This is a genomic window from Pseudomonas sp. PA-7-1E (genome assembly GCF_021605325.1).
GTDB lineage: Bacteria > Pseudomonadota > Gammaproteobacteria > Pseudomonadales > Pseudomonadaceae > Aquipseudomonas > Aquipseudomonas fluorescens_BV.
Genome location: NZ_WKFA01000088.1, coordinates 1 through 15,451 on the forward strand (window position 1 = coordinate 1; position 15,451 = coordinate 15,451).

The 15,451-nt window shown below is 61.7% G+C and carries 16 protein-coding genes and 2 pseudogenes; 9 read left to right on the forward strand and 9 right to left on the reverse strand.

All coding sequences use genetic code 11. The annotated features are described in order from the left end of the window. The 3 genes and pseudogenes from GIW79_RS28355 to GIW79_RS28365 all read right to left on the reverse strand — a co-directional run. Positions 1 to 223: pseudogene (locus tag GIW79_RS28355) on the reverse strand (sulfonate ABC transporter substrate-binding protein); the annotation flags it as partial. A 278-nt stretch (positions 224 to 501) separates the two neighbouring features. Continuing rightward, positions 502 to 1,830 carry an ATP-binding protein gene (locus tag GIW79_RS28360; protein ID WP_236454025.1) on the reverse strand — a complete coding sequence of 443 codons (1,329 nt, stop codon included), beginning with the start codon at positions 1,828 to 1,830 and terminating at the stop codon, positions 502 to 504. Further along, a complete protein-coding gene (locus GIW79_RS28365; RefSeq protein ID WP_372241970.1) occupies positions 1,827 to 2,537 on the reverse strand; it encodes a response regulator in 711 nt (236 codons plus the stop codon). The genes GIW79_RS28360 and GIW79_RS28365 overlap by 4 nt, the downstream gene beginning before the upstream one ends. A gap of 165 nt (positions 2,538 to 2,702) precedes the next feature. On the opposite strand from GIW79_RS28365, the gene GIW79_RS28370 reads away from it, so the two are divergent. The 3 genes from GIW79_RS28370 (at position 2,703) to GIW79_RS28380 (ending at position 4,662) form a co-directional block, all read left to right on the forward strand. Then, positions 2,703 to 3,014: a hypothetical protein gene (locus tag GIW79_RS28370; RefSeq protein ID WP_054918920.1), complete on the forward strand. Its 312-nt coding sequence runs from the start codon at positions 2,703 to 2,705 to the stop codon at positions 3,012 to 3,014. Continuing rightward, the gene (locus GIW79_RS28375) at positions 3,014 to 3,682 is read left to right on the forward strand and encodes a DUF3313 domain-containing protein (RefSeq protein ID WP_198791753.1); all 669 of its coding nucleotides are present in this window, start codon (positions 3,014 to 3,016) and stop codon (positions 3,680 to 3,682) included. Before GIW79_RS28370 ends, GIW79_RS28375 begins: the two co-directional genes overlap by 1 nt. Before the next feature lie 110 nt (positions 3,683 to 3,792). Continuing rightward, positions 3,793 to 4,662 (forward strand): isocitrate lyase/PEP mutase family protein, encoded by an 870-nt coding sequence (locus GIW79_RS28380; protein WP_014718426.1) that lies wholly within the window; start codon positions 3,793 to 3,795, stop codon positions 4,660 to 4,662. On the opposite strand, the gene GIW79_RS28385 is transcribed toward GIW79_RS28380, so the two are convergent. Further along, complete coding sequence (locus GIW79_RS28385) at positions 4,663 to 5,142, reverse strand: winged helix-turn-helix transcriptional regulator (RefSeq protein ID WP_057975954.1); 480 nt, start codon at positions 5,140 to 5,142, stop codon at positions 4,663 to 4,665. It abuts the gene before it with no gap. Between the two features lie 107 nt (positions 5,143 to 5,249). Between GIW79_RS28385 and fabF the strand changes: the two genes are divergently transcribed. From fabF to GIW79_RS28400, 3 genes are all read left to right on the forward strand, one after another. Continuing rightward, the gene (gene fabF / locus GIW79_RS28390) at positions 5,250 to 6,518 is read left to right on the forward strand and encodes a beta-ketoacyl-ACP synthase II (protein ID WP_236454031.1); all 1,269 of its coding nucleotides are present in this window, start codon (positions 5,250 to 5,252) and stop codon (positions 6,516 to 6,518) included. A gap of 71 nt (positions 6,519 to 6,589) precedes the next feature. Next, positions 6,590 to 6,970, forward strand: coding sequence for a RidA family protein (locus GIW79_RS28395; RefSeq protein ID WP_014718423.1), 381 nt, complete (start codon positions 6,590 to 6,592; stop codon positions 6,968 to 6,970). A gap of 649 nt (positions 6,971 to 7,619) precedes the next feature. Further along, positions 7,620 to 9,599: a peptidase U32 family protein gene (locus GIW79_RS28400; protein ID WP_236477458.1), complete on the forward strand. Its 1,980-nt coding sequence runs from the start codon at positions 7,620 to 7,622 to the stop codon at positions 9,597 to 9,599. 77 nt (positions 9,600 to 9,676) lie between these two features. On the opposite strand, the gene GIW79_RS28405 is transcribed toward GIW79_RS28400, so the two are convergent. Further along, positions 9,677 to 10,585: a DMT family transporter gene (locus GIW79_RS28405; protein WP_096144665.1), complete on the reverse strand. Its 909-nt coding sequence runs from the start codon at positions 10,583 to 10,585 to the stop codon at positions 9,677 to 9,679. 108 nt (positions 10,586 to 10,693) lie between these two features. On the opposite strand from GIW79_RS28405, the gene GIW79_RS28410 reads away from it, so the two are divergent. Continuing rightward, a complete protein-coding gene (locus GIW79_RS28410; protein WP_034119698.1) occupies positions 10,694 to 11,134 on the forward strand; it encodes an Lrp/AsnC family transcriptional regulator in 441 nt (146 codons plus the stop codon). A gap of 38 nt (positions 11,135 to 11,172) precedes the next feature. Here the strand turns inward: GIW79_RS28410 and GIW79_RS28415 are convergent. Next, positions 11,173 to 12,348: pseudogene (locus GIW79_RS28415) on the reverse strand (pyridoxal phosphate-dependent aminotransferase); the annotation flags it as partial. Between the two features lie 192 nt (positions 12,349 to 12,540). On the opposite strand from GIW79_RS28415, the gene GIW79_RS28420 reads away from it, so the two are divergent. Together GIW79_RS28420 and GIW79_RS28425 are read left to right on the forward strand one after the other, a co-directional pair. Further along, complete coding sequence (locus GIW79_RS28420) at positions 12,541 to 13,887, forward strand: cation:proton antiporter (protein WP_181125484.1); 1,347 nt, start codon at positions 12,541 to 12,543, stop codon at positions 13,885 to 13,887. Between the two features lie 55 nt (positions 13,888 to 13,942). Continuing rightward, complete coding sequence (locus tag GIW79_RS28425; RefSeq protein ID WP_054899059.1) at positions 13,943 to 14,290, forward strand: helix-turn-helix domain-containing protein; 348 nt, start codon at positions 13,943 to 13,945, stop codon at positions 14,288 to 14,290. On the opposite strand, the gene GIW79_RS29650 is transcribed toward GIW79_RS28425, so the two are convergent. The 3 genes from GIW79_RS29650 to GIW79_RS28435 all read right to left on the reverse strand — a co-directional run bounded on the left by GIW79_RS29650 (position 14,281) and on the right by GIW79_RS28435 (position 15,270). Next, on the reverse strand, positions 14,281 to 14,415 hold the full coding sequence (locus tag GIW79_RS29650) for a hypothetical protein (protein WP_014718417.1): 135 nt from the start codon (positions 14,413 to 14,415) through the stop codon (positions 14,281 to 14,283). The genes GIW79_RS28425 and GIW79_RS29650 overlap by 10 nt on opposite strands. An 11-nt stretch (positions 14,416 to 14,426) precedes the next feature. Next, complete coding sequence (locus tag GIW79_RS28430) at positions 14,427 to 14,639, reverse strand: hypothetical protein (protein ID WP_072446696.1); 213 nt, start codon at positions 14,637 to 14,639, stop codon at positions 14,427 to 14,429. 85 nt (positions 14,640 to 14,724) lie between these two features. Continuing rightward, positions 14,725 to 15,270 carry a hypothetical protein gene (locus GIW79_RS28435; RefSeq protein ID WP_014718415.1) on the reverse strand — a complete coding sequence of 182 codons (546 nt, stop codon included), beginning with the start codon at positions 15,268 to 15,270 and terminating at the stop codon, positions 14,725 to 14,727. Positions 15,271 to 15,451: the final 181 nt, after the last annotated feature.

Consider the following 15,451-nt stretch of genomic DNA (forward strand, 5'->3'; position numbering starts at 1 on the left):
GGCCCAGGTCCAGGCTGCCGACGTTGAGCGCTTCGGCCACCGGCGACCCGGCCGTGAACTGCTTCCAGTCCAGCGTGTAAGGCAGGTCATCGAGCACCCCCGCCGCTTCCATCACGGCCTGAGCGTTGTAGCTCTGGTCGCCGACCACCAGGGTTTGGGCCTGCGCCGTCAGGCACAGCAAAGAGGCGGCCAACCCGGCCGCCAGGGTTTTGAGGTAACGCACGTTCGTCTCCAGATGCCTTGTGGGGCATTCAAATCGATCCGCACGCACGGTCTCGGTTTTAAAAAGCTTTTATCTGTGGCGAGGGAGCTTGCTCCCGCTGGGCAGCGTAGCGGCCCCATGCTCCTGACAAAGAGCAGGGCCGCTTCGCGCCCCAGCGGGAGCAAGCCCCCTCGCCACAGGTTTTTGGTGTCCGGGCTATTTTCGTGGTGCTGAAGGCGAGATGTAAAATACTGATAACGCATAACCTAATTCATTAATAATGCGCATATCGCATCACGCTAGCGCGGCAATTCAACCCGAGCCGCCAACCCCGAACCACGTCGATTGCTCAGGCTCAGCTCACCGCCCTGCTCGCGCACAATGGCCCGCGCTGCCGAGAGCCCAAGCCCTACCCCACCGGTATTGCGGTTGCGTGAGGTCTCGAGACGAAAGAAAGGGTCGAACACACGCTCCAGGTCCGCTTCGGGAATCCCCGGGCCCTCGTCGCTGACCTCGATGCGTACCCTCTGATCGTCAACACTCAGAGCAATGCCGGGGTGACGGGCATACTTGGCGGCATTTTCCAGCAGGTTGACCACCACCCGTTTAAGCGCCAGTGGCCGGCCGTGATAGACCAGATGGGGCGGCCCCCGGAAGTCGACCACCAGCTGCTGGTCGCGATAGTCGTCGATGATGGTTTGCAGCAGTTCAGACAGATCGAATGCCGTGCTGTGCTCCAGCACCGTATCGTCGCGGAAAAACGCCAGCGCGGCGTTGATCATCGACTGCATTTCCTCGACATCGCGAATCAGCTTGTGCTGATGGTCCAGATCCTCCATGAACTCACAGCGCAGGCGTATCCGCGTCAAAGGCGCGCGCAAGTCATGGGAAATGGCTGCCAGCATCTGGGTGCGTTCGCCGATGAAGTGCTGGATCTGCGCCTGCATGGTGTTGAAGGCGATAGTGGCCTGGCGTATTTCGTCGGGGCCTTCGATGTCGATGGGCGGTGCGCGCAGATCGCCGCCGAAGCGTCTGGCGGCACTGGCGAAACGCTGCAACGGCTTGGCCAATTGCCGGGTGGCCACCCAGGCGACCAGCAAGGTGGCGATCAACCCCAGGATGATGATCACCGCAATCCGCGTGGGTGCACTCAGGCCCCAACTGCGTTCGGGTGGGATGAAGGACAACCAGCTGCCATCAAGTAACTGCACCAGCGCGACATAATGCGCGTCGGGGCTGCCACGCGGCCAATCGTCCGGGCTGTACACCTGAATGGTGCGCCCCGTGCCAAACAACGCCTGTATCCCCGGGACTTCGCCCGCCTGTAGCACGTTGCCGCCGCTGGGCAGGCCGAAATCCACGGGGTCGGTATGCCACGTCACCTGCAACCGGGCATCGCTGGCCGCTGCCGCCAAGTGCGAGCGCAACGGCGCAGGCGCGGCCTCGATCACTTTCAGTGTCGCGGCCATCTGCTCCAGCAACCCCGTGCGGTCGATGGGCGGACGCGCCCACACCCCGGCCACCTGCACGAACAAGGCATTGAGGGCCAGTGAGGCGAGCATTGCGGCGAGAATGGTGAGGGCGATCCGCCGATTCAGGGTGTCGCGGCGCAGCAGGCGGCGAATCATGCGCGGGTCACCGGGGCAGTGAACAGATAGCCGCCGTTGCGCACGGTGCGGATCAGGTCCGGGCGCTTGCAATCGGGCTCGATCTTGCGCCGCAGCCGGCTGACCTGCACGTCGATGCTGCGGTCGAAGGCGTCGTGGCCCTGGCCGTGGGTCAGGTCGATCAACTGGTCGCGGGTGAGGATGCGCTGGGGGTGTTCGAGAAACACTACCAACAAATCGAACTCGCCACCGGACAGCGGGATCATGACGCCCTCCGGCGAACGCAGCTCGCGACAGGTGATATCCAGATGCCAACCGGCGAAGGCAATCACCGGGCGTGAGCGCTCGTCGGCCGCGATGACCGGCTGTCCCGCACGCCGTTGCACAGCGCGCAGGCGGGCCAGCAATTCGCGCGGGGCGAAGGGTTTGGTCAGGTAGTCGTCGGCGCCCAGTTCCAGGCCAACAATGCGGTCGCTCAGCTCGCCCATGGCCGTGAGCATGATGATAGGGATGCCGACCTGCGCCTGCACTTTCTGGCAGAGGCTGAGGCCGCCTTCGCCGGGCAACATGAGGTCGAGGATGATCGTGTCCGGCCGCTGTTGTGCGATGGCCGCCCACATGGCCTCGCCGTCGGCGGCCACGTCGACTTCATAGGCGTGCTGGACGAAGAATTTCTTCAGCAATGCCAGCACTTCCACGTCGTCATCGACGATCAGCAGTCTGCTCACGTTCACAGATTCCCAGGCCAAAAAAAGAACGCCATCTAAAACCATTCCGGCGCCGGGGTCATTTATTTCAATCGAGCAACATTCCTTCGCCACGGACACAACCCGGACATCTTTGGGCAAAACCTGTCGGGCATTCTGCACATCTCCCACTCACGAAAGACGCCTATGAAAGTTTCGAGCAGCAGGTACACCGAGCAAGCAGCAGGCGATGCGCGGCCACTGGTACTGAGCCAGCGCACCTCTTCCCCGGCTCAGGACAGCCCGATGCTGTTCCAGGAATCCTGCCTGGGGCTGAACGCGGACCTGGACCGTATCGTGCTGCGTCGCTACTTCGAACACTACAGCCCCGACGCCGGGCGCTGGGTCGAGTACGCCCACTCCATTCCCATCGCCGACCTTATCCACTGGATCATGACCCATGGCCAGTTGCATATCGAATCGTCACACGACACTCCAAACGAACAGGCAACCCATTGATGGCCCGTAAATGCTCACTCCTGCTACTGATGGCGGCCACCCTGAGCCTGATGGCTTGCAGCAGCAACAAGGTCGAACCCGAGCGATATACAGGCTTTCTTCATGACTACAGCCTGCTTAAAGAACAACAGAGCCCGTCGGGCCAGACCGTACTGAGTTGGATCAGCCCGGCCTTGAAGCGCGGCCGCTACAAGCAGGTCTACCTGGCGCCTAGCCAGTTTTTCCCGGCTGTTGAACCCACCGCTCAGATCCCCCAAAGCACGCTCTCCCACGTCACCGGCTACTACGACCTGGTACTGCGCTCGGAACTTGGCAAATACGTTTACCTGGCCTCAAAACCTGGCCCTGACACCCTCACAGTACGCCCTGCCATCACCCGCATCACCACCAGCCCCCAGGGACTGCGGTTGTATGAGTGGCTGCCGATCACCCTGGTCGCAGCGGGCGTGAGCGCCGCCACAGGCATACGCGATCGAGACAGTGAAATCGCCACGGAGCTGTCATTGGAAGATGGTTCGACCGGCGATGTCGTGGCGGCCATGGTGCGTAAAGGCACCGGTGCCCCCCTGGCCAATGACAAGCAAGTCATGACCGCCGACAACGTCAAGGACGTGCTCGACGGCTGGGCCCGCGACCTGGGTACGTCGTACAGTGCAGTCGCTCGATAACCCTCGCCGCGCTCAAACGTCATAATCACAGGGGCATCTGCGTGGTAATCTCCCGGCACCACGAATAGACATTGATCGTCACTTGACGATGACCAAAGCCAGGAAAGACCATGCCCAAGATTTCTCACTCAGCGCTACGCCGTAACTTCCGTGACCTGCTGGCAACGCCCCTGTGCGTTGAAACCGCCTCCGTATTCGACCCCATGTCTGCCCGCATCGCGGCCGACCTGGGGTTTGAAGTGGGAATCCTGGGCGGCTCCGTCGCCTCCCTGCAGGTGCTGGCGGCCCCCGATTTTGCGTTGATTACCCTGAGTGAGTTCGTCGAGCAAGCCACCCGCATCGGCCGTGTGGCCCAGTTGCCCTTCATCGCCGATGCCGACCATGGCTACGGCAACGCCCTGAATGTAATGCGCACCGTGGAAGAGCTGGAACGCGCCGGCGTCGCGGCGCTGACCATCGAAGACACCCTCTTGCCTGCGCAATTCGGGCGTAAATCCACGGACCTGATTTCCGTCGAAGAAGGCATCGGCAAGGTCAAGGCCGCGCTGGAGGCGCGTGTCGACCCGGCGCTGTCGATCATTGCGCGCACCAACGCCGGCGTGCTGCCCACCAGCGACGTGATTGCGCGGACCAAGGCCTACGAAAAGGCCGGTGCTGACGGCATCTGCATGGTCGGCGTCAAGGACTTCGACCACCTGGAGCAAATCGCGGAGAACCTCAGCGTTCCGCTGATGCTGGTGACCTACGGCAACCCACAACTGCACGACAGCGAGCGCCTGGCCAGCCTGGGCGTACGCATCGTGGTGGCCGGGCATGGCGCCTACTTCGCCGCGATCAAGGCCACTTACGACAGCCTGCGTGCCCAGCGTCAGCTGACCCACAGCACCTCGAACCTCAGTGCGACGGAATTGACCCACACCTACACCTTGCCTGAGAGCTATGTGGCGTGGGCCGAAGAGTTCATGGATGTAAAAGAGTAATCAATCACTACGGCTCAGCCGTTGGCGCATCCCTGCGCTGGCGGCCGGGCCGGGCTGTACCACGCACTGATCCATCGCCACCCACGCACCTTCCTCCGTCGCCATCATCGGCTGCACCGGCCGGCCCGTCTCGCGTTCCACCACCTCGACACTGATGCCCTCCTCGGCGTAATGCCGATTGCCCCACGCCACCAACGCCATCAGCACCATACGAAAGTCTTCGCCTCTGGCCGTCGGCACGTATTCGTACCGTGGCGGCCGCTCGCTGTAGGCGCGGCGCTCCAGCATCCCCGCTTCTACCAAGCCATTAAGGCGGCGCGTCAGCATGTTGGGCGCGATGCCCAGGCTGCGCGAGAACTCGTCAAAACGGCGCAAGCCGTGCAAGGCGTCGCGCATGATCAGCATGCTCCACCACTCCCCTACCCGTTCAAGGCTACGGGCGATGGGGCATTCGGCACTGATGAGGGATTTGCGCTGCATAAGTATTCCTGTGTGCGAGTACAAACTTGTATGACGCCATGTTACTTTCATGATGATAGTGACGTCCATACGCTGTGTACCCTTCAAGCAACAGGAGTCGATTGAGCATGAGTAAACGTATCGTCGTGACGGGCATGGGCGCGCTGACGCCGCTGGGGTCGAGCGTGGAATCCACTTGGCAGCGCTTGCTGGACGGACAGTCGGGCATCCGCCGCTTGCCGCAAGAGTTGATCGGTGACCTGGCGGTCACCATCGGCGGCCAGGTGCAAAGTGTGCTTCAAGATCCCGAAGCGGGGTTTGATCCTGATCGACTGCTGGCCGCCAAGGAACAGCGCAAGATGGACCGCTTTATCCTGTTTGCCCTGGCGGCGGCGGATGAAGCCCTGAAGCAGGCCAATTGGGCCCCCAGAACACCCGAAGAGCAGGAACGCACGGCAACCATCATTGCCTCCGGCGTCGGCGGTTTCCCGGCCATTGCCGATGCGGTGCGCACCACCGACAGCAAGGGCCCGCGTCGTTTGTCGCCCTTCACCATTCCATCGTTTCTGAGCAACATGGCCGCCGGGCATGTGTCGATCAACTATGGCTTGAAAGGCCCGCTGGGTGCGCCAGTAACCGCGTGTGCCGCCGGGGTTCAGGCTATCGGCGACGCAGCGCGAATGATTCGCGCCGGGGAAGTCGACGTCGCGGTATGCGGCGGTGCCGAAGCGGCGATTCATCGCGTCAGCCTTGCCGGATTCGCCGCAGCGCGAGCGCTGTCCAGCGATTTCAACGCCACCCCGCAGCGCGCTTCGCGACCCTTCGATCAGGCGCGCGACGGCTTTGTGATGGGCGAAGGCGCCGGCATTCTGGTGATTGAAGAGCTGGAACATGCCCTGGCGCGGGGTGCGCAGCCGATTGCCGAACTGGTGGGCTATGGCACCAGTGCAGACGCCTATCACATGACCGCAGGGCCTGAAGACGGTGACGGTGCGCGCCGGGCAATGACTCAAGCGTTGCGCCAGGCGGGCATCGAGGCGTCCCAGGTGCAGTACCTGAATGCCCACGCGACCTCCACACCTGTGGGCGACAAAGGCGAGTTGGCGGCAATCAGGACGCTATTCGGTACTGGTGGTAGCCCGGCGATCAGCTCGACAAAATCCGCCACCGGCCACTTGCTCGGTGCTGCGGGGGGCATCGAAGCCGTCTTCACCGTGCTTGCCCTGCGTGACCAGATCGCGCCAATGACACTCAACCTGGAAAACCCGGACGCCCTCGCCGACGGCCTGGACATGGTGCGCGATGAGGCGCGGCCCATGCCGATTGAATACGCGCTGTCCAATGGCTTCGGCTTTGGCGGCGTGAACGCCAGCGTGCTGTTCCGACGCTGGATATAAGCCGGGGTTTGCCCCTGGAGTGAATTTCACCGACCATGGCGCCTTTCTGTTCCTGCCAACACGAGGTGCCCATGGCCAACCACGACCTGTCCTATACCCCTGACCCGGACGCCGATTCCATCTCCTCCGACGTGATCGGCTTCAACGGCATCCTGGTCTCCACCCAGATTCCCACCCATGCCGATGGCAGCCTGGAACTGGGCGATATCACCCTGCAAAGCGAGTGCACTCTGCAAGCGCTGAAAGTTGCGCTGGAAAAAGCCGGCAGTTCCATGGACCGGGTCATGCACCTGACCATCTACCTCACCGACATGGCCGACCGTGCTGCGTTCAACGAGGTCTACAAGCGCTTTTTCGCCAAGCCCTGGCCAGTGCGGGCGGCAGTGGGCGTTGCCGCCTTGGCGGTGGAAGGTATGCGGGTGGAAGTGACGGCGATGGCTGCCAAGGCTTGAATCTGTGACGCCGTTAACGCCGATCTGATCGGAATGTCGAACGCGGTCAAAAAGGTGGGCTTGCCTGCGATAGCGGTGGTGAATGTTCCATCGCCATCGCAGCATAGGTATCTACACAACTGTGCAGTTCGCCGCAGCCCCGTAACCACGATGCGAAGCGAGCCGCTCTTGATCTTGATCTGCTTTTGATCTTAGGCGCCCCGTTAAACCACGCTGGCCGGAATTCGACAGGGATTTGGGGGGTAAACCGGCAGGGATGCCGGTTTAGCCGCCCCGCGCCATGGATGGCGCGTGGCGGCGGCCCCCCAAATCACTGGCGGATTACGGGCACACCGAGCCTAGGCGAGGTGCCGAGTGGTGGGGCAAGAGCCCTTTGGTTACTTTGGGGCTCTTTTCCAAAGTGACCCGCCGTCAGGCGGAACCCTAAGTGGCAGTTACCGCAGGAATGGATATGTACACGGTCCAACTGGGTTGACTGTCAGGCCGTCTTCGCAGGCAAGCCAGCTCCCACATTGGGTCTTCGTTGCGTTGAGTAATGCGTTCGCTTAACGGGCTTGCATTAGGGCCGACAGCCCTGCGGTAGATGCCGCCCAGGCATTTCACAGCTACAATGCGCGCCTCGACCGTGACAAGCCTGACTAAAAAAACTATGTCCTTGCCCAAGCATCACCTGGAATTGCTCAGCCCTGCCCGCGATGTCGCCATCGCGCGCGAGGCTATCCTGCACGGCGCCGACGCCGTTTATATCGGCGGGCCGAGCTTTTGCGCCCCCCCCAAAGCGTGTAACGACGTGAGCGATATCGCTCAACTGGTGGAATTCGCCCGCCGTTACCACGCCCGCGTCTTCACCACCATCAACACCATCCTGCATGACAACGAGCTGGAACCTGCGCGCAAGCTGATCCATCAGCTCTACGATGCCGGTGTGGATGCGTTGATCGTGCAAGACCTGGGCGTGATGGAGCTGGATATTCCGCCGATCGAGCTGCACGCCAGCACCCAGACCGACATCCGCACCCTGGGCCGGGCCAGGTTTCTCGACCAGGCCGGTTTCTCGCAGTTGGTACTGGCCCGCGAGTTGAACCTGCAAGAGATCCGCGCCATTGCCGACGAGACCGATGCCGCCATCGAGTTCTTTATCCACGGCGCCCTGTGCGTGGCGTTCTCCGGGCAGTGCAATATCTCCCACGCGCAAAATGGCCGCAGCGCCAACCGTGGCGACTGCTCCCAGGCCTGCCGCCTGCCCTACACCCTGAAAGATGACCAGGGCCGCGTGGTGGCCTTTGAAAAGCATCTGCTGTCGATGAAAGACAACAACCAGAGCGCCAACCTGCGTGCCCTGGTCGAAGCGGGCGTGCGTTCGTTCAAGATCGAAGGCCGCTACAAGGACATGGGTTATGTGAAGAACATCACTGCCTACTACCGCCAGCGCCTCGATGAGATCCTCGAAGACCGCCCGGACCTGGCCCGCGCTTCCAGCGGCCGTACCGCGCACTTCTTCTTGCCCGACCCGGAAAAAACCTTCCACCGTGGCAGCACCGACTACTTTGTCAGCGACCGCAAGATCGACATCGGTGCCTTTGACACCCCGACCTTTACCGGCCTGCCCGTGGGCACCGTGGAAAAAGCCGGCAAGCGCGACTTGCAGGTGGTCACCCATGAGCCACTGTCCAACGGCGACGGCCTCAATGTGCTGATCAAGCGTGAAGTGGTGGGTTTTCGCGCCAACATCGCCGAGCCCAAGGGTGAGTTCGAGGAAGACGGTGAGAAGCGCTACCGCTACCGCGTCGAGCCCAACGAAATGCCGGCTGGCCTGCATCAACTGCGTCCGCATCACCCGCTCAATCGCAACCTGGACCACAACTGGCAACAGGCCCTGCTCAAGACCTCGGCCGAGCGCCGTATCGGTTTGTCATGGGTCGCGCGCCTGCGTGAAGAGCAGCTGCAAATCACCGCGACCAGCGAAGAAGGCATCAGCGCCAGTGTCACCCTGCCCGGCCCGTTTGGCGTGGCCAACAAACCGGAACAGGCGCTGGACACCCTGCGCGACCTGCTCGGCCAGCTCGGCACCACCGAGTACCACGCCACCCGTATCGAACTGGATGCGCCGCAAGCGTTCTTCATCCCCAACTCGCAGCTCAAGGCGTTACGCCGTGAAGTGATCGAAGCACTGACCGCCGCACGCGTCGCCGCACATCCGCGGGGTGGGCGCAAGGCTGAAACCTCGCCGCCGCCGGTGTATCCCGAGGCGCACTTGTCGTTTTTGGCCAACGTCTACAACCAGAAGGCCCGGGACTTCTACCACCGTCACGGCGTGAAGCTGATCGATGCGGCCTTCGAAGCCCACGAAGAAACCGGCGAAGTGCCGGTGATGATCACCAAGCACTGCCTGCGTTTCTCGTTCAACCTGTGCCCTAAACAGGCCAAGGGTGTGACCGGGGTGAAGACCAAGGTGGCACCCATGCAATTGATCCACGGTGACGAAGTGCTGACCTTGAAGTTCGACTGTAAACCCTGCGAAATGCATGTGGTGGGCAAGATCAAGGGGCATATCCTCGGCCTGCCGCCGCCTGGCAGCGCGGTAGAGCATTTCAACCCGGAAAACCTTATCTACCAGGGCACGCACTAACCCTCACCTGTAGGAGCGAGCTTGCTCGCGAAGAACGAGAGAACGCCGCGTTTCAACCCTGATACGCGGCGTCATCGTTAACCTTCTTCGCGAGCAAGCTCGCGCCTACCGAGGTTGCGGGGCCACCACCAGCCCCGTTGCAACCCTGCCGCTGCCAGCAGAATCGCCGCCACACCCAGCCATTGCAGCCACCCCAGGCGATGCCCGAACGCAATCCAATCCACAAAGATCGCCGCAATCGGGTAGATGAACGACAGTGCGCCGGTAATGGCCGTCGGCAGTTTCTGGATCGCGCCATACAGCAGTACATACATCAAACCTGTGTGCACCACCCCCAAGGTGACCAAGGCCGCCCACGTCGTGGTGGATGCTGGCAGGCCATTCCAGGGCACCAGTGGCGCCAGCAATAGCGCGCCAGTCGTCACCTGGATCAATGCCATCAAATGTGGCGGTACTTCCTTGAGGCGCTTGATGATCAACGCCGCGACCGCATACAAAAATGCCGCACCCAGGGCCAGCGCGATGCCTACCAGGTAATCTCCTCCACCCGTTTGGTCGCCATGGGCGGTGACAATCGCCAACATGCCCAGGAACGCCACGCTCAACCATGCCAATTTCTGCACGGTGATTTTTTCACCGAGAAACACCGCCGCCAGCATCACCAGGATAAACGGCTGCACGTTGTACACCGCGGTGCTGATAGCGATGGAGGCACGGGAATAGGATTCGAACAGCAGCAACCAGTTGCCGACAATGGCAACGCCGCTGAGCACGGCCAGCCCCAGTTTTGCCCAACTGAGCAGGTCCAGGCGCAGGTAACCCAGCCAGGCGCACACCAGTACCAGCGTCAGCGCACCGATCACGCAGCGCCAGAACACCACCTCGATCACCGACACGCCAGACACCAGCACAAACCAGCCAATGCTGCCCGAGATCAGCATGGCGGCGACCATTTCCCACGACCCACGACGGATGGATGAATCCATGATTGAGGCTCCTCAAGTGAGGCTCCAGTATGGCAATCTGTTGGCGACGGCTACAGCGACTAAAAAAGGCAAAATCCCGAAATCACCTTTTCTTATTAGGCACAGACCATGATCGACACCATCGACCAGCAACTGATCGCCGCTTTGATGGACGACTCGCGGTTGTCCCTCAAGGCCCTGGCAGGCATCACCGGGCTGTCGTCACCCAGCGTCAGCGAACGCCTGCGCCGCCTGGAAGAACGCGGCGTGCTGACCCACTACACCGTCGACATCGACCCCAAACACTTCGGCTACCTGCTGCAAGCCATCGTGCGCATCCGCCCCCTGCCCGGCAAATTGCAGGAAGTGGAGCGCCAGATCCAGGCGATCCCCGAGTTCACAGAGTGCGACAAGGTTACCGGGGACGACTGCTTTATCGCACGCCTGCATGTACGCACCATGGAACACCTCGACACGCTGCTGGACCGGCTGAATACCTATGCCGAAACCAACACCGCTATCGTCAAGAAAACCCCGGTGAAACGGCGTTTGCCGCCGTTGGCTGACTAAATAAGTTGTTCAGGTACTCATGCCCAGTGCACGGCGCGCTCACTGGTCAGCTTTTCCACAAACCCCACAATCCGCCGACAGGCTTGCGCCAGGCGCTCCTCGCCCAGGGTAAAGGACAGTCGAACGAACCCCTGGGCCGGCTCGCCGAAGGCTGCTGCGTCCAGCACCGACACGCCCGCTTCGCGAAACAGGCGCCAGGCAAAATCCAGCGACCCCAGCCCCGTACCGCGCACATCCACCAGCACGAACATGCCGGCTTGCGGCGCCAGCACCCGGATGCCTGGGCAGGTGCTCAAGGCGGTCACTACCAGGTCACGTCGGCGTCGGTAGGTCTCCCGCATACCTTCAGTGACTTCATCGTGGGCCAAAACCGCGGCGGTCGCCGCCTCCATCACGAAGCCAGGCAAGCCGTACATCATGCTCAACAGCAGGGTTTCGGCGTGCTGCACCATTTGCACTGGAGCGATGAGCCAGCCGATACGCCAGCCGGTCATGGCGTGGGACTTGGACAAGCTGCCGATCACAATGCAGCGCTGGGCCATGCCCGGGAATGCCGCGAGGCTGTGGTATTGACCGTCGAACACCAGGCTTTCGTAGACCTCATCCACCACCACCCACAGATCATGGGCGATGGCCAAGTCGGCAATGGCTTGCAGCTCCTGCAGGTCAAGCACCACGCCAGTGGGGTTGTTCGGATTGGAAAAGAATATCGCCCGGGTACGCGGGGTGATCGCGGCGGCGAGCAAGGACGGATTCAGGCGAAAGCCGGCCTCAGCACTGCAGGGCACCCGCACCAGAGTGGCGCCGCTGGCCTTGAGCGTGGCTTCGTAGGTGACATACATCGGGTCGAGCACCAGCACTTCGTCGCCGGCCTGCAACAGGCACAGCGAACTGATGAACAGCGCGTTCTGCGCACCGGGCACGATGATCACGTTGTCGGCGGCCAACGGCCGGGCAAGGGTTCGGCTGTAACGGGCGGCGATCGCCTCGCGCAGTGCGGGGCGACCGGCGATCTCGGTGTAGTGAGAATCTCCCGCGTGCAAGGCATTGACGGCGGCGTCAGTGATAAAGGGCGGCGTGGCGAAATCCGGATCGCCGACGCTGAGGATGATGACGTCTTCGCCCTGGCTGGCGGCGTCGGACGCGGCGTGGTGGATGTCCCAGGCGGCAACGCCCTGCCCTGCAATTCGCTCAACGAAGGGGGAAAACTTCATGCCAGAGCCTCTGATGAAAGAAGAAAGACGCAGATCCGTAGATGCGCGGGCGACAAGCGGCCAACTTAGTGCATGGCAAACCTTCGTTCAATGGCTAAATATGGCCTTGCCCCCATGGCAGGCAATCACATTGAACCCCCTTCCGGTCGCCGTTCTCAAAGTTGCATAGACCACGGCCCTGGAACACGCACAATGACTTTCATTCTATGGTTGGCCGTATTGGGCGCCGTACTGCTTACCCTGGCCCTCACCTCCTCATACTTGCGCTGGATGCCGGTCACCACCTCGGCGGTGTGCCTGTTGCTGGGTATCGCCATCGGCCCTCTGGGTGTGGACCTGCTGCATCTGGACATCAAGGGCTCGGCGCGCTGGATGGAGCACCTGACCGAAGTGGCAGTGCTGTTTTCGCTGTTTGTCAGCGGCCTGAAGTTGCGCCTGCCGCTCAAGCATCGCACTTGGCGCATCGCCTTCGGCCTGGCCGGCCCGGTCATGTTGTTGACCATCCTCGGCACCGGGCTGTTGCTGCATTACCTGCTTGATCTGTCGTGGGGGGTGTCTCTGCTGGTGGGCGCGATCCTGGCGCCGACCGACCCGGTGCTGGCGGGCCTGGTTCAGGTCAACAATGCCCAGGACTACGACGCGCTGCGCTTCGGTCTGTCAGGCGAAGCGGGGCTGAACGATGGCAGCGCCTTCCCGTTTGTGATCTTCGGCCTGCTGTTCATGCAACACGGCGGCTTCGATGGCGACTGGGTCGGCGGTTGGGTGCTGAAAAACCTGGTATGGGCGGTGCCGGTCGGGCTATTGATCGGCTACTGGATGGGCCGAGGTATCGGCCGGGTGACGTTGCGCCTGCGCCTGATCAATGCCGACAGCACCCTCTCGCCCAATGATTACCTGACACTGGCATTGATCGCCCTTGCCTATGTGACCGCCGAAGCCGTGGGCGGCTATGGCTTCCTGTCGGTATTCGCGGCGGGCCTGGGGTTGCGCCAGGCGGAGGTGAAGTCCACCGGCAACGCCCAGACACCCGCCGAGCACCTGGCGCAACCGGTGGTGGGCCACCTTGAAATCGAGCCCGAGCAAGCCTTGCATGGTGACGTCAGCCAGTTGAAGGACACCCAGATCGCGGCAGGCGTGATGATGGGCGACATGCTGGCCTTCGGCAGCCTGGTGGAGCGGGCCATGGAGGTGTTCCTGGTGACAGTCTTGGGCATCGTGCTGGTCAGCCACTGGGAGTGGGCCGCGTTGGCGGTGGCACCGTTGCTGTTTTGTGTGATTCGCCCCGCCAGTGTATTCGCCATGCCTTGGGGCCGCCTGTTGGACCGGCGGCAACGCAGCCTGGTCAGTTGGTTCGGCATTCGTGGGATCGGCAGCATTTACTACCTGTTCTATGCGCTCAACCACGGGCTGGTGGGCACCAGCAGTACGGTGGCGGTCAACCTGACGTTGTCGGTCATCGCGTTGAGCATCCTGGCCCACGGGTTGAGCACCCAGCCCATGCTGGCGTGGTATGAGCGTCAGGCTGCGCAAAAAAATTGAATCCTGCACCGCGCCGGGGTTTCAAACAGTCAGGACCCACAGTGCGAGTCAACTAATGAAAAACATCGCCCAACGATTGCTTGAGGAACGCCAACGCCTGGGATATTCGCAGCAATACCTGGCGCAGGCAGGCGGCGTGACCACACGCGAGCAACGTCAATATGAACTGGGCGAAGACCTGCCCCATGCCAACTACCTGGCAGCTTTGGCCGAGCATGGGGTGGATGTGGTGTATGTGATCACTGGCAAGCGCAGCACAGTGGTCAATATCAGCCGCGATCAGGCGCAGACGCTGATCGATAACCGCGTGGTGGGCCAGGAGGTGTCGCTGGACGGCGGGGCCGAGGAAGACGTCTACTTCAAGCTCAGCAATCCCTCGGGCCCGCCGCCGGATCAGTCCTGATTTTCAGTGTTGCCAACGTCCGCCGCTTCATCCAGGTCGTTCAGCGGTACCTCGGCATCGTCCATCAGCGAACCCGGGTCTTCGTTGCCCGGGTCGTTGAGTTCATCGTCCAGTTCTTTTGACATGTGCGTCTCCTCTAACCGCCTTGGGTATCGATATCGGCATCGGTTTCAGGCTTGTGCTCACGCTCAGGCCTAAAGTCTGGACTGTAGTCGTTTTCCTTGGCCTTTGGGTCGCTCGCAGGCGTTGGATCCTTGGGCGCTTCGGCGGCAGTGCCAGGGGCCGGCTCGCCGCCGTCGATGGCTGGGTCGTTGCGATTGTGGGTCTGGGGATCTTTAGGCTGGGTCATGAGGCACCTCTTTGCAGGCCGGTGAAAAATCTGTACCGCATAGAGCTAAGGCGTCACGGCCACGGCTGAAGTTCCGTCCAATTGCTCAGCGCAGTGGATTGTCCACCTGGATATAAAACGCATAGATGCCCAGCACTAGCCAGAACACCATGAACAACCACGGCGCACGCATGGAAAACAACAACGACTTGCGATAGCCCTTGTGGCTCGACTCCACCTCGGAAAACAGCGGCGATTCATCGTAGGCCATGCCCATCACCGGCTCGCTGCGCAGCAATTCGCTTTGCTTGTAGTGCCAGTGGTCGATGATTTCATACGCCGCACGGATACCGGGCCAGGCATTCAGCGAACTGAGAATACCCAGCGAGACCAGGAAGATCGGCACCACCAGCGTGAACAGCTTGCCCCATTCCGGGTTGAGGTTGCCCATGCCGGAGACAAAGGCAATCACCAGGAAGGATTGCGCGGTCAGGTAGGCGTCGGTGCGGTTGGCCAGGATGCTGGTTTCGTACTGGATCTCGCGCCGGTAAAAGTCGAGGCGGTCCTTGGGCGAGCCGAAAATCTTTGCGTTGTGTTCGCTGTGGTCGTTCAGGGCCGCTTCCGGAGTGTGGGGGGAGATGATTCTGGACACGACGGTGCTCCACAAGGTGACGAAACTCCTTAGAAGAATCGGGGCTCGGTGAAGTTCAAGTGGGTTGGCGCACCAATCTGAAACACGCCGCGCCCCATTGTGGTGAGCCCCCCTCCTGTGGCGAGCGAGCTTGCTCGCGCTGGAGTGCGCAGCGCTCCCGCTTTTATTGGGGCCGCTGCGC

Excerpts from the sequence above, each read along its gene's own strand:
- GIW79_RS28360 (WP_236454025.1), bottom strand. The coding sequence starts at position 1,830 with ATGATTCGCCGCCTGCTGCGCCGCGACACCCTGAATCGGCGGATCGCC.
- GIW79_RS28370 (WP_054918920.1), top strand. The coding sequence starts at position 2,703 with ATGAAAGTTTCGAGCAGCAGGTACACCGAGCAAGCAGCAGGCGATGCG.
- GIW79_RS28375 (WP_198791753.1), top strand. The coding sequence starts at position 3,014 with ATGGCCCGTAAATGCTCACTCCTGCTACTGATGGCGGCCACCCTGAGC.
- GIW79_RS28380 (WP_014718426.1), top strand. The coding sequence starts at position 3,793 with ATGCCCAAGATTTCTCACTCAGCGCTACGCCGTAACTTCCGTGACCTG.
- GIW79_RS28385 (WP_057975954.1), bottom strand. The coding sequence starts at position 5,142 with ATGCAGCGCAAATCCCTCATCAGTGCCGAATGCCCCATCGCCCGTAGC.
- fabF (WP_236454031.1), top strand. The coding sequence starts at position 5,250 with ATGAGTAAACGTATCGTCGTGACGGGCATGGGCGCGCTGACGCCGCTG.
- GIW79_RS28395 (WP_014718423.1), top strand. The coding sequence starts at position 6,590 with ATGGCCAACCACGACCTGTCCTATACCCCTGACCCGGACGCCGATTCC.
- GIW79_RS28400 (WP_236477458.1), top strand. The coding sequence starts at position 7,620 with ATGTCCTTGCCCAAGCATCACCTGGAATTGCTCAGCCCTGCCCGCGAT.
- GIW79_RS28405 (WP_096144665.1), bottom strand. The coding sequence starts at position 10,585 with ATGGATTCATCCATCCGTCGTGGGTCGTGGGAAATGGTCGCCGCCATG.
- GIW79_RS28410 (WP_034119698.1), top strand. The coding sequence starts at position 10,694 with ATGATCGACACCATCGACCAGCAACTGATCGCCGCTTTGATGGACGAC.
- GIW79_RS28420 (WP_181125484.1), top strand. The coding sequence starts at position 12,541 with ATGACTTTCATTCTATGGTTGGCCGTATTGGGCGCCGTACTGCTTACC.
- GIW79_RS28425 (WP_054899059.1), top strand. The coding sequence starts at position 13,943 with ATGAAAAACATCGCCCAACGATTGCTTGAGGAACGCCAACGCCTGGGA.
- GIW79_RS29650 (WP_014718417.1), bottom strand. The coding sequence starts at position 14,415 with ATGTCAAAAGAACTGGACGATGAACTCAACGACCCGGGCAACGAAGAC.
- GIW79_RS28430 (WP_072446696.1), bottom strand. The coding sequence starts at position 14,639 with ATGACCCAGCCTAAAGATCCCCAGACCCACAATCGCAACGACCCAGCC.